The following is a 12178-nucleotide window of genomic DNA, read 5'->3' as shown; positions in this document are numbered from 1 at the left end:
TCAGGCACCTGCCCCGGGGCCGCCCTCCGGGAAGCTGTTCCTGCGCTGCTGCGCGGACCTCATCGCAGTTCCGGCCGCTCTTGAGGCGCTGTCAAGAGCCCTTGGAGACGCTCGGATCCACTCGTGTTCCACGCAGGCGAGGAGGATCCCATGACCAGCGGACAGCCGGTGCGGCTCTACTGTTTCGCGCATGCCGGGGCGGGGGTCTCGGCCTTCCACGGCTGGGCGGCAAGTGTCGGGCCCGGCGTGGTGCCGATCCCGGTGCTGTTGCCCGGCCGCGACGGACGCCGCTGCGAACCCCGGGCCACCACCCGTGAGGCGCTGCTCGCCGATGTGATGCGCCTGTTCACCGGTGACCCGACGGCCCCGTTCGTCCTGTACGGGCACAGTCTCGGCGCTCTCGTCGCCTACACCGTCGCCCGGGCCCTGCACGAGGCCGGACGGCCCGGCCCGGCGTTGGTGGCGGTCGGCGCCTGCTCGCCCCCGCACACGCCGCCCGAACCGGCGTACGCCCTCGGCGTGCCGGATGCCGAACTGCTGCGCACGCTGGACCAGATGGGCGTCGTGCCGCTCGGAACCCCCGGCACCGAACCCGGCGGCATGTGGGACCGTGCGGTGAAGTCAGTGCTGCGGGACGATCTGGCGCTCGCCCGCGCACTGCGCGCCGCGGCGTGCACACCGTCGCCGGCCGGACCGCTTACCACGCCACTGCTCGTCGTCACTGCGGACGACGACCCGATGGTGCCACCGGCAGCCGCGGAGGGTTGGCGCGGCTGGAGCGAGGGACCCACGCGCCTGAGGACGGTCTCGGGTGGCCACTTCTTCGTGCGCGGCCAGGAGCTTCCCCGGCTGCTCGGGCAGGAGTGCCGCGCGGTGCGCCGGGAAGGGCGAGTGACTCACACCGGGCATTGAACGCGCGGAGGCCGGCGCGCGGCCGGACACACGGTTCGGGAGATCCGTTGGGCACGCGAGGGGTGCGGGAGCCGAGAGCTTGGCTCCGGCCGCGGTTCATTCGTTCTTCGAGCGTTCCTTGTCCGCACCGGTGCACGCTCCTTCCCGGACCCGGGCCCCTGGCCGGCCCGGTCGCCGAGCGTCACCGAATTTCCGGCCACCGACCGTCTGGAGTGACATGTCGCGCCATCTCTTCACCTCGGAATCCGTCACCGAGGGGCACCCCGACAAGATCGCCGACCGGATCAGCGACACCATCCTCGACGCCCTGCTGCACGAGGACCCCCTGTCCCGCGTCGCCGTGGAGACCCTGATCACGACCGGTCAGGTGCACATCGCCGGTGAGGTCACCACCAGCGCGTACGTGCCCATCGCCCAGCTCGTGCGGGACGCCGTGCTCGCCATCGGTTACGACTCCTCCGCCAAGGGCTTCGACGGCGCATCCTGCGGCATCTCCGTCTCCATCGGCGCGCAGTCCCCGGACATCGCCCGGGGCGTCGACACCGCCTACGAACAGCGGGTCGAGGGCGAGCGCCACGAACTCGACCGGCAGGGCGCGGGCGACCAGGGCTTGATGTTCGGCTACGCGACCGACGAGACCCCCAATCTGATGCCCCTGCCCATCGAGCTGGCCCACCGGCTCTCCCGCCGCCTGACCGATGTGCGCAAGGACGGTACCGTTCCGTACCTCCGGCCGGACGGCAAGACCCAGGTCACCATCGAGTACCGGGACGGCCGTCCGGTCCGCTTGGACACCGTCGTCGTCTCCGCCCAGCACGCGCCCGGTATCGATCTGGACGGTCTGCTCGTCCCCGACATCCACGAGCACGTGGTCGACAGCGTTCTGGGCCGGCTCGCCGAGGACGGCATCAAACTGGACACCGAGGGCCACCGCCTGCTGGTCAACCCGACCGGCCGCTTCGAGATCGGCGGCCCGATGGGCGACGCCGGCCTGACCGGCCGCAAGATCATCATCGACACCTACGGCGGCATGGCCCGCCACGGTGGCGGCGCCTTCTCCGGCAAGGACCCCTCCAAGGTGGACCGCTCGGCCGCCTACGCGATGCGCTGGGTCGCCAAGAACGTCGTCGCCGCGAGCCTCGCTTCCCGCTGCGAGGTCCAGGTCGCGTACGCGATCGGCAAGGCCGAGCCGGTCGGGTTGTTCGTCGAGACCTTCGGCACCGAGACGGTCCCGGTGAACCAGATCCAGCAGGCCATCACCGAGGTCTTCGACCTCCGCCCGGCCGCCGTCATCCGCGACCTGGACCTGCTCCGCCCGATCTACGCCCAGACCGCCGCCTACGGTCACTTCGGCCGCGAACTCCCCGACTTCACCTGGGAGCGCACCGACCGCGCCCAGCCCCTCAGGCACGCCGCAGGCGTCTGAGACCGCCGCTGAAACCGACGCACCGACAGGAGTGCGCATGCGCATAGCCGTGACAGGCTCCATCGCGACCGACCATCTGATGGTGTTCCCCGGCCGCTTCGCGGACCAGTTGCTCCCCGAGCAGCTGGCACACCTCTCGCTCTCCTTCCTCGTCGACCGGCTCGACGTGCGACGCGGCGGAGTTGCGGCCAACATCGCTTACGGGCTCGGCGTCCTCGGTCTGCGCCCGGCCTTGGTCGGGGCGGTGGGCAACGACTTCGCCGAATACGAGATCTGGTTGAAGGAACACGGCGTCGACACCACGGGAGTGCGGGTCGCGGCCGGTCGGCAGACCGCGCGCTTCGTCTGCATCACGGATGAGGACGCCAACCAGATCGCCGCGTTCCACGCAGGCGCGATGACCGAGGCCGCCGAGATCGACCTGCGCCACCTGATCTCTGCGGGCATCGGTCCCGACCTGGTCCTCGTCTCGCCCAACGACCCTGCCGCCATGCTGCGCCACACCAGCGACTGCCGCGCGTTGGGCATCCCCTTCGCTGCAGACCCCTCACAGCAGCTCGCCCGGCTGGACGCGGACCAGGCGCGCGACCTGATCGCCGGTGCCACATGGCTGTTCACCAACGAATACGAATCCGCCCTCCTCCAGGAGCGCATCGGCCGCGACCGGGACGAGATCCTCGCGACCACCGGAACCTGGGTCACGACCCTCGGCGAACGGGGTGCCCGCATCGACCGAGTCGGGCAGCCACCCCTCATCGTCCCCGCGGTTCCGGACACGGCTGTGGCCGATCCGACCGGAGTGGGGGACGCCTTTCGTGCGGGCTTCCTCGCCGCCGTCGGTCGGCGGCTTCCCCTCGAGACCGCGGCGCAGCTGGGCTGCGCACTCGCCTCCGTGGCGCTGCGTACGGTCGGTTCGCAGACCTACGAGACCGACTGGGCAGCCCTGCTCGGCATCGTGCACGGGGTCTATGGGCCACAAGCGGCCGGACGGCTTGCGAACGCGCTGGAGGTGCCGTAGTGACCGCCGACAGCCGGGCCCGTGTGTCCGCGCTGGTGCCCACCTGCTCGACCTGTGCGTCGACTGCGTGGGCCGTGACGGAGTCGCCGACATGGAGGAGCTGGCCGGTCGTTTCGCCACCGCCTCCACGCTGCCCATCGTGCTGGACTCCACCGAGGTCGACGTCCTGCGGGCCGGGTGGGAGAAGCTCGGCGGCCGTGCGGTGATCAACTCGGTGAACTACGAGGACGGTGACGGCCCCGAGTCCCGTTTCGTGAAGGTCACCCGGCTCGCCAGGGAGCACGGGGCGGCGCTGATCGCGCTGACCATCGACGAGGAGGGCCAGGCCCGCACCGCCGAGAAGAAGGTGGAGATCGCCGAGCGGCTGAGCGCCGAACCGGGCGACGGCCTGTCCGTGCAGTTGGCGGAGGCGCTCGCAGAGTACTGGCACGCGCGCGTGCGCGCCGAGCTGGGCTTCGACGGCGAGGACCCCACCGACATGGAAGACATGTTCGCCCTGAAGTACCGCGGCGCCCGCTTCTCCCTCGGCTACGGCGCCTGCCCCGACCTGGAGGACCGCGCGAAGATCGCCCAGCTCCTGGAGCCGGAACGGATCGGCGTCCACCTCTCCGAAGAGTTCCGGCTGCACCCGGAACAGTCCACGGACGCCATCGTGATCCACCACCCCGAGGCCAAGTACTTCAACGCGGGAGGCCGTGGGTGACTGTCACCCTCCGTGAGGTCATCGGGCACGGCACGCCCGTCTTCTCCTTCGAGTTCTTCCCACCGAAAAACGAGCCGGGAACCCGCGCGCTGTGGAAGGCGATTCGCCAGGTGGAGTCCTACTCGCCGAGCTTCGTGTCCGTCACCTACGGTGCGGGTGGATCGTCGCGAGAGCGCACCGTGGAGGTCATCGACAGGATCATCACCGACACCACACTGCGCCCCGTGGCCCATCTGACCGCGGTCGGCCACTCGGTGGCGGAGCTGCGCCGCATCATCGGACGATACGCGGATGTCGGCGTCAGGGACGTGCTCGTACTCCGTGGCGACCCGCCGGGGCACCCGGGTGGTCCCTGGGTGCCGCATCCGCAGGGGCTCCGTCATGCAAGCGAACTCGTCGCCCTGGTCCGAGAGTCGGGTGACTTCAGCATCGGTGTCGCGGCCTTTCCCGAGCGGCACCCGCGGTCGCCGGACTGGGAGAGCGACATCCGGCACTTCGTCGCCAAGTGCCAGGCCGGTGCCGACTACGCCATCACCCAGATGTTCTTCGACGTCGACGACTACCTGCGGCTGCGCGACCGGGTGGCGGCAGCGGGCTGCGGCACTCCCGTCATCCCCGAGATCATGCCCGCCACGGACGTGCGCCAGATCCGCCGCTTCGCGGAGCTCAGCAGCGCAACGTTTCCCGAAGCGCTGGCCCGTCGGCTGGAGAAGGCCCGGGACAATCCGGCCGAGGGGCATCGCATCGGCGTCGAGTACGCCACCGCCATGGCCACACGGCTCCTTGCCGAGGGCGCTCCCGGGTTGCACTACATCACGCTGAACCGTCCCCAAGCCGTTCTCGACATCCATCGCAGCCTTCCGACGTCAAGGAGCTTCAGTGTCCGCTGACTTTCCGGCTTTCAAGGTCGCCGACCTTTCTCTGGCCGAGTTCGGCCGCAAGGAGATCACCCTTGCCGAGCACGAGATGCCCGGCCTGATGGCGATCCGTAAGGAGTACGCCGAGGCGCAGCCCCTGGCCGGCGCCCGTATCACCGGCTCCCTGCACATGACCGTCCAGACCGCCGTCCTCATCGAGACCCTCGCCGCTCTCGGCGCGCGGGTCCGCTGGGCGTCCTGCAACATCTTCTCCACCCAGGACCTGCGCTGCGGACGCCCAGTCCGTGAAGGTACGGATCCACGGGTCCCCGGCGCTGCCGGCCGACACCTGGGTGGCCGTCACGGGCACCTGGCACCCCGGCGGGACGCTGGGCACACGGTCGGCGCCGGCCGCGCTGGACGCCGGTACCGTCGAGCGGGTGGACAAGCCGGTGAACGCGTACACGGACGACCTGCCGCTGACGCCGTCCCGCTGACGGCGTGCCGCTGAGGGGGTGCCGCTGGCGGCGTGACTGTGACGGTGTGCCGCCGAGGCGGGGAGTCCGTCGCGCTCGCCGTACACCTGGGTGAACCAACGCCCAAGCGCTGCCCATGACTTCACAACCCGGTGCATTCGCCCGGACAAACCTTCAACCAAGCTTCTCCCGGTCCCGCAAAGGGGTCTACCCGCATAGACGCTCCGGTGCTGTCATGCTCACGACCGCCTGGAATCGTGCCGGGCACCCCCACCGGGAGACTCCCCATGTCCCGAATACCGCGCCCCCTGGTGACCACCCTGTCCACCCTCGCCCTCGCCGCCGCGGGCCTGACCGTCACCACCGGCAGCGCGCACGCGCAGTCGTGCAGCCAGGACTACCTGCCCCTCCCCGACCCCAGCTGCCAGCCCGGCGCCCTCAACCCGGACGTCACGCAGGACACCATCGACTCCACGATCTGTGTCTCCGGCTGGACCGCGACCGTGCGGCCGTCGAGCTCGTACACCACCGCGCTGAAGAAGAAGCAGATCGTCGAGTACGGCTACAGCGACACCAGCACCTCGGACTACGAGGAAGACCACTTCGTGCCGCTCGAACTCGGCGGCGCGCCCAGGAGCGAGCTGAACCTCTGGCCCGAACCGCATTACGGCGACGAGACCTCGGCCGACAAGGATGTCGTCGAGAACAAGCTCAAGAAGGCCGTCTGCGCGGGCGACGTCAGCCTGGAGGACGCCCAGAACGCGATCATCACGGACTGGACGACCGCGCTCTCCAGCCTCGGCCTGAGCTGAGCCCCGGGCCTGTCAGGGCCTCTAGGCCATCCAGAAGAACACGGCCGTCATGCGCCTGTCCTCCAGGTCGCCGCCCCAGTAACCCGTGGCGCTGTGCATGAGGTTGGCCTTGTACAGGAGCAGCCGGTTGTAGCGCTGTGGCACGCGGACGTCCTCGGTGAACGCGTCCGGCGAGACGTACCGCGTGCCCAGCGCCTCGACCAGGTTCGTGTGCGGCGCCTGCACCATGTTGCCGCCGAGGACGCCGCCCGGCAGGCTCTGCCGGTAGAAGCTCGTGCCGCAGTCCTTGGGGATGTTCGGGCTGAGGTAGAGCACGGCGGCGTACCGGCACAGGGCGCGCGAGTCGGTGTGCGGGCGCGGTTCGCCCTCGTCCTTGCCGACGACCTGGACGCAGTTGTGGTTGAGGGTGCCGCCGCCGGGGGCGGTCTCCTGCCAGAGCTTCGCGGCGCCGGTCTCCTTGCGCACCAGCCGCTCGATCCGGGCGAGTTCGGCCGGTTCGAGACCGGGCATGGTGCGCATCCCCGGCCAGCTCTCCTGCGTGTACGGGTGTCCCTTGACCCAGTCGTCCTTGGCGAGACAGCGGGCCCGGACCTCGTCCACGTTCGGCAGCACGTCGTCGAGGATCCAGTAGTCGCGGCCACGGGTGGGCTTGCGGTACGGCAGGACGGGCAGACGCGGGGGTTGTGGGGGCATGCCGGTGAACCTACAGTTCGCCCCCACCGTCGTTTCTTTTCGTTCGGTCAAGCCTTCGTCAACTCAACTGGCATGATCGGCAGGCAAGTTGAGCCGGGCGTCACGGCGTCGGCGCGGCCGGGCTCGATCGGCCCGTCTCCTGCGGTGTCTCCGCCGAACTGCTGTCCGGGCTGAACACCGACATGCCCACGTACATCGCCGTGAGGAACAGCAGCGCCGCGGCGATCAGCCCGACCGCGCGCGGCCGTCCGGCGACGAACGTGCGCAGCGAGGGCCGCGCGCGCCGGTTGCCCGACGACGACCGCGGGCGGGCGGCGCGGTGGCCGGGCAGCGCGGACGGGAGTTTGTACGTCGTCGCCGGGCCCTCCGTCCGGGGCGGGACCGGCGACTGAGGGGCCGGGACCGGGATCGGTGCCGCTGCCGGGACCGGTGCCGCGGCCGGAAGCGGTTCCGGGCGGCCCCGCCAGGCGCCCGTGGCGAACCAGTCGGCGGCCTGCCGTGCCGTGGGCCGGTCCTCGGGCCGCTTGGCGAGCAGGCTCAGCAGATAGTTCTCGAAAGCGGGCGGGAGGGCGGCACCCAGCTCGCGCGGGGGTACGGGCGTCGCGTCCAGGTGCTGGTGCAGGATCGCGATCGGGCTGTCGGCGCGGAACGGAGGCCGTCCGGTGAGGAGTTGGTAGAGGACGCAGCCGAGCGAGTACACGTCGCTGGCCGGTCCCGCGGGCTTGCCCAGGGCGCGCTCGGGCGCGATGTACAGGCTCGTACCGACGATCTGCCCGGTCGCGGTGAGCGCTCCCGACGGGTCGTCCATGAAGCGGGCGATGCCGAAGTCGCCGATCTTCAGGGTGCCGCCCGCGTCGAGGAGCAGGTTGCCGGGCTTGATGTCGCGGTGCACGATGCCCTGTTCGTGCGCCACTGCGAGCCCGGCCGCCGCCTGGGCCGCGATGGCCGCGACCTGTTCGGCGGGCAACGGCCCGTCGTCGGCGAGCACCCGGGCGAGGCTGTCGCCCTCCACCAGCTCCATCACCAGGAACAGCCGCCCCTCGTGCTCCCCGAAGTCGAGCACACCGACCACGTGCGGGTGGTGGAGCCGGCCCGCGGTCTGTGCCTCGAGGCGGAAACGGGAGTCCGCGGTGGGGTCGGCGTTCCGGTCGAGCAGCACCTTGACGGCGACGGGACGGCCGAGCATCTGGTCGTACGCCCGCCAGACCTCTCCCATCGCGCCACGTCCGATGGTGGTGTTCAGCTGGTACCGGCCCGCGATCAGCACCTGTTGTTTCATCCTCATGCCGGGAGACGAATGCCGTGCGACGACTCGACCGCCGCCGGACAGGATTCCGCCAGGGCGGGTGGGGGTGGGGTGCCGCAGCGGATCACAGCCTACTGGCACGGACACACGATTCGATCACGGTCTCCCCCATCCGGTGACCACCGGGTGACGGTCCGGCCGCGCAATCCTCGCGTGTCCGACACTCCTGGCCGACCGGACCCCGGTGGGAGCGGGACCGAACGCCGGGGCGCCGGGCCCGGGTTCGTGAGCGCATCCCGTGGACACGCCGAAACCGCCCGCCCGCGGGATCGCGGGGGGCGGCGAGTGGCCGTGGTGGCGTTCGCCTGCGGTCAGCCGAGGCAGACGACGAGCAGGCAGACCTGCGACGGCGAGGTGGCCGCCGGGGACGGAGCGGTCTGCGAGGTGCCCGGGTCCGTGCCGCCGCCGGTGCCGGTGGTCGGGGAGGACGGCTGCTGGGACGTCCCCGTGGACGACGAGGAGGACGAGGAGTCCGTTCCCGACCGGGAGGGGGAGTTCGCCGTCGTGTGACCGGTGCCCGACGTACCCGTGCCCGCCGCACCTGTCGTGCCCGCCGTGTGCGTCGTACGGGTGGAGGTGGCCGTGTGCGGCTGAGCGGCCGACGGCGTGGCATGGGCCGAGACCGGCGAGGACAGTCGGGCCGGGTCGGCCGCGGGGGACTGCGCAGTGGGGGTGTGCGCTGCCCGGGGCGCGCCGGAGCCCGGGGTGCCGGAGCGGGGCGGCGCCGGACTGCTGTACAGCGACGTCGGTTCCTCCGCACCGCCGAGGGCCGACGCCTCCGGAGCCGGGGCCGCCTGGGCGCGGTCGGCGGTGTGCCGGTCCATCGAGGCCACGGTCAGACCGCCTCCGACGAGGGCGACGGCGGTCGCCACCAGGGCCTTGCGCTGGGTCTTCTTCCAGCGCGCCAGCCGGCGCCGCCGCGCGGCACGCCCTTCCGTGCGGCGCGTCGGGCCCGTGGGGTCGGCGGGCGGACCGGCGTGCGGGGCCTCGTCGACGTCCGGAGCCGCGAACTCCCATGCCGCCGTGGCCGCCGTCGCCTCCATGACCGGCGTCGCCGTGGTGGCCGGGCCCGGGACGGTGTGGCCGTCGGCGGTGACCGGGGCGATGTCGGGGGCGTAGGCACCGCATCCGGGGCACACCAGGGCGCCGTTGAGATGCCGACGACACGAGGAGCAGTAGTCCATTGCGGTCTTCCTGTGTGGGCTGGCCGCCGCCCCGACGGGCCGCGTTCGCACTTGGAATCGAACGGGTTGCCACGCTAACGGGGTTATCGAAAGACCGTGTGCAGACTGTGTGGGGCTCGTGAGGGGATTCTCCGGGGGCCTTGCAGGGGTGCCTCCCGCGCCTTGCGGCCCAGGGGGCGGTGGTGGTGAGACTGACGGTTGCGCCGGCACACTCCCGAACACCGACTGACCTGCGGGCTCAGCGTTCGAACGGCCAGGGGACCGCCGCTCTCGCGGGCCTCCCGCGACTCGACCACGCGGACCGGCATGGGGATCCGCCTGCCGACGCCCCGGGCCGTGCACGTCTGCGTCGCGCCGACCGAGTGGCCGTGACTACCTCGGCCGTATCGACGGGCTGAGCGACGGTGCGGTGCCGGCCGCGGTCCGGCTCGCCGACGGCTCGGGACGTGCCGCGGTCGGTGTCGCCGACGGTTCCCGGGTGGCGGCCGGCGGGCGGCTCGGGGTGCGGGAACCGCCGGCACGGGGAGGCGTGGTGGGGCGCCGGGTGACGCTCCGGGGCGGCGCCGACGGCGAGGGCGACGCCGACGGGCCGGCGGGCGCCGGACGACCGCTCGGGGGCGGGGGCGCGAGGGGGACCGACGGGGGCGCCGGTGTCTCGGGCGTCGTCAGGTGGAGCGGCAGGGCGACGAGGACGGCGACGGCGGCGGTCAGGCCGGCCCCGGCCGCGGCGCGGAGCAGCCGGCGGCGGGCCGCGGCGCGGCGGATCGCGCGGAAGCGGCCGGGGGGCGGGCCGAGATGGTCCGAGGGGGGCCGCAGGATCACCGCGAGGGGGTCGTCGGGTTCCAGCTCCGGACCGTCGTCAGAGCGTGTGGTCAAGGCTTCTCCTCAGGTGGACGCGGAGCAGTTCCCGGGCCGCGTGCAGGTCGGCCTTGACGGTTCCTTCCTTGCGTCCGGTCAGCACGGACACCTCCCGGATCGGCATGTCAGCGTAGTAGTGCAGCAGGATCGGGACGCGCAGTCGCTCCGGCAGCGACTGCACGAGCAGGCGCACCGAGGGGTCGGCCTGTTCGGGGTGGGGGCGGACGGCGGCCTCCGTGGTGGCACGGTGCACGGCTCTGCGCTCGCGCTCCAGCTTGCGCCAGTGGTCCCGGACGAGGTTGGCCGCGGTGACGTAGAGGAAGCCGCGGGGCTCGTCCACGGAGGTCCAGCGGGCCCAGAGCCGGGTGAACGCCTCCGAGGCGATCTCGTGGGCCGTCCCGTCGTCGTCGACGAGACGGCGGCACCAGCCGGCGAGGCGTGGATAGACGGCGGCGAACAGCTCGGACGCCGCCCTCTCACGGGACCGTTTCAACGCTCTCCATGGTCGTGGGGCAGTCGTGGGGTAGGACCCCGGGCCATCGGCGTACGTTCCGAAGGCCCGGGATCGGTAAGGGCGGTTCAGGGCGTGGACGTGGTGAGCGCCGCGAAGACGATCACGTTGTCGAGGTATCCGTCGCCGGTACGGGGACCCCCGCAGGTGATCAGCCGCAACTCCGGGCGGTTCACGTTCCCGTAGACCTCCTCCGTCGGGAAGTCCGCCTTGGCGACCGTCCGTACGGCGCTGACCGTGAACACGGCCGCCGTTCCGTTCTCCAGGCGCACCACGATCCGGTCGCCCCGGTGCAGCTCCGCGAGGTGACGGAAGACCCCGTCCCCGTAGCTGCCGACCGTGACATGGCCGAGGATGACCGACGGCCCGACCTGGCCCGGTGTCGGCGAGTGCCAGTACCAGCCCGCCCGGTCGTGTGCGGTGACCGGCGGCACCTGCACACTGCCGTCCTGCGCCAGCCCCAGCCGCATGACCGGGGTGTCGACCCCGATGGCCGGGATCCGCAGCCTGACGGGGGCCGAACGCTCCAGCGCCGGTGCCGGTTTCGCGGAGGCCGACGCGGGCGGTGGCGTACTGCCGGGACGGACGGTTCCTGGAAGGGTGGCGGAGGACCGGCCGGCCTCGTGGCCGCCGCAGCCCGCGAGCAGCGCGGCCGTCGCCGAGATGGCGAAGGCGCGCCTGGAGATCCGGGTCATGCCCCGGTCGCCCGCCGGCGGCGTACGACGTGGAGGGCAGCGCCACCGCCGACCAGCACCAGGCCGGCGCCCGCGCCGATCAGCCCGGGGGACACGGACCGGGAGGTCCCCGCCGTCACACCGGTGTCGGGCGCGCCGCTGGGGACGACCGAGACCTGGCCGCGCGCCCTCGTCGGCGCGGCACTCGGAACCGCGCTCGCGGCGGTCGGCGCAGCGGTCCGTTCCGGGGCGGCGGTCGGCGCCGCGGTCCGCTCCGGGGCGGTGGACGGGGAGGCGGTGGCCGCGGGAACGGTCGGGGAGGGGGACGCCCCGTGGGCGAACGCGGGCACGGTGCCCGCCAGCACGGCGGTGCACGCAAGTGCCATGGCGCTGAGGACAGTTCGGCGCATCGAATCGCTCTCTTTCGTCGGTCCGCCCGGGTACTGCGGCGGGCTGAATCACGGATCGAGCGGAGAGACGAGGCGGCGCGAGGACGGGTTGTAAAGAGATGGCAAAGCCGTCGGAGGGTGGCCCGGGACACGCCCACGAGGACGCGGCGGACGTCCTGCGCGACGAGGGCGAGGCGTACGCGAACAAGCTGCGCCAGGCGGGCGTTCCGGTGACCGCGGTCCGCTACCAGGGCGTCATCCACGACTTCGTCATGCTGAACGCCCTGCGTGGGACCCACGCCGCCGAGGCCGCGATCCGGCAGGCCGTCGCCGCCCTGCGGACGGCGCTTGCCGCCTGA

Annotated in this window: 12 protein-coding genes and 5 pseudogenes; 10 read left to right on the top strand and 7 right to left on the bottom strand. The window is 72.1% G+C overall.

The window, feature by feature from the left end; translation table 11 throughout:
* Window positions 1-150: 150 nt before the first annotated feature.
* The 9 genes and pseudogenes from SY2F82_RS25675 to SY2F82_RS25635 all read left to right on the top strand — a co-directional run bounded on the left by SY2F82_RS25675 (window position 151) and on the right by SY2F82_RS25635 (window position 6204).
* A complete protein-coding gene (locus SY2F82_RS25675; RefSeq protein ID WP_200421524.1) occupies window positions 151-912 on the top strand; it encodes a thioesterase II family protein in 762 nt (253 codons plus the stop codon).
* Window positions 913-1129: 217 nt separating this feature from the next.
* Complete coding sequence (gene metK / locus SY2F82_RS25670; RefSeq protein WP_200421523.1) at window positions 1130-2338, top strand: methionine adenosyltransferase; 1209 nt, start codon at window positions 1130-1132, stop codon at window positions 2336-2338.
* Between the two features lie 37 nt (window positions 2339-2375).
* Window positions 2376-3356: a carbohydrate kinase family protein gene (locus SY2F82_RS25665; RefSeq protein ID WP_200421522.1), complete on the top strand. Its 981-nt coding sequence runs from the start codon at window positions 2376-2378 to the stop codon at window positions 3354-3356.
* Between the two features lie 25 nt (window positions 3357-3381).
* Window positions 3382-3723, top strand: a pseudogene (locus SY2F82_RS25660) (dihydropteroate synthase); the annotation flags it as partial.
* Window positions 3724-3741: 18 nt separating this feature from the next.
* Window positions 3742-4059, top strand: a pseudogene (locus tag SY2F82_RS25655) (vitamin B12 dependent-methionine synthase activation domain-containing protein); the annotation flags it as partial.
* Window positions 4056-4949, top strand: a complete 894-nt coding sequence (gene metF, locus SY2F82_RS25650; RefSeq protein ID WP_200421521.1) for a methylenetetrahydrofolate reductase [NAD(P)H] — start codon at window positions 4056-4058, stop codon at window positions 4947-4949. The pseudogene SY2F82_RS25655 and the gene metF, both read left to right, overlap by 4 nt.
* A pseudogene (locus SY2F82_RS25645) lies at window positions 4939-5199 on the top strand (adenosylhomocysteinase); the annotation flags it as partial. The gene metF and the pseudogene SY2F82_RS25645, both read left to right, overlap by 11 nt.
* A gap of 1 nt (window position 5200) precedes the next feature.
* Window positions 5201-5413 (top strand): annotated as a pseudogene (locus SY2F82_RS25640) (TIGR03943 family protein); the annotation flags it as partial.
* A gap of 266 nt (window positions 5414-5679) precedes the next feature.
* Entirely contained in the window at window positions 5680-6204 is a 525-nt protein-coding gene (locus tag SY2F82_RS25635; RefSeq protein ID WP_200421548.1) for a hypothetical protein, read from the top strand.
* Window positions 6205-6225: 21 nt separating this feature from the next.
* Here SY2F82_RS25635 and SY2F82_RS25630 read toward each other — a convergent pair whose 3' ends face one another.
* From SY2F82_RS25630 to SY2F82_RS25600, 7 genes are all read right to left on the bottom strand, one after another.
* Window positions 6226-6897 (bottom strand): DUF6445 family protein, encoded by a 672-nt coding sequence (locus SY2F82_RS25630; RefSeq protein ID WP_200421547.1) that lies wholly within the window; start codon window positions 6895-6897, stop codon window positions 6226-6228.
* Window positions 6898-6997: 100 nt separating this feature from the next.
* Window positions 6998-8164, bottom strand: coding sequence for a serine/threonine-protein kinase (locus tag SY2F82_RS25625; protein WP_200421815.1), 1167 nt, complete (start codon window positions 8162-8164; stop codon window positions 6998-7000).
* Window positions 8165-8514: 350 nt separating this feature from the next.
* The gene (locus SY2F82_RS25620; protein WP_200421546.1) at window positions 8515-9387 is read right to left on the bottom strand and encodes a hypothetical protein; all 873 of its coding nucleotides are present in this window, start codon (window positions 9385-9387) and stop codon (window positions 8515-8517) included.
* 372 nt (window positions 9388-9759) lie between these two features.
* On the bottom strand, window positions 9760-10263 hold the full coding sequence (locus tag SY2F82_RS25615) for a hypothetical protein (protein WP_200421545.1): 504 nt from the start codon (window positions 10261-10263) through the stop codon (window positions 9760-9762).
* A complete protein-coding gene (locus SY2F82_RS25610) occupies window positions 10247-10738 on the bottom strand; it encodes an RNA polymerase sigma factor (protein ID WP_200421544.1) in 492 nt (163 codons plus the stop codon). The genes SY2F82_RS25615 and SY2F82_RS25610 overlap by 17 nt, the downstream gene beginning before the upstream one ends.
* A gap of 86 nt (window positions 10739-10824) precedes the next feature.
* A complete protein-coding gene (locus SY2F82_RS25605; protein WP_200421543.1) occupies window positions 10825-11451 on the bottom strand; it encodes a class F sortase in 627 nt (208 codons plus the stop codon).
* Window positions 11448-11840 carry a Tat pathway signal sequence domain protein gene (locus SY2F82_RS25600; RefSeq protein ID WP_200421542.1) on the bottom strand — a complete coding sequence of 131 codons (393 nt, stop codon included), beginning with the start codon at window positions 11838-11840 and terminating at the stop codon, window positions 11448-11450. Before SY2F82_RS25600 ends, SY2F82_RS25605 begins: the two co-directional genes overlap by 4 nt.
* A gap of 143 nt (window positions 11841-11983) precedes the next feature.
* Here SY2F82_RS25600 and SY2F82_RS25595 point away from each other — a divergent pair.
* Window positions 11984-12178: pseudogene (locus SY2F82_RS25595) on the top strand (alpha/beta hydrolase); the annotation flags it as partial.

Origin of the sequence: Streptomyces sp. Y2F8-2 (assembly GCF_014905555.1) — a bacterium.
GTDB classification, from domain to species: domain Bacteria; phylum Actinomycetota; class Actinomycetes; order Streptomycetales; family Streptomycetaceae; genus Streptomyces; species Streptomyces cynarae.
This window is presented reverse-complemented; position numbering and strand designations above follow the sequence as displayed.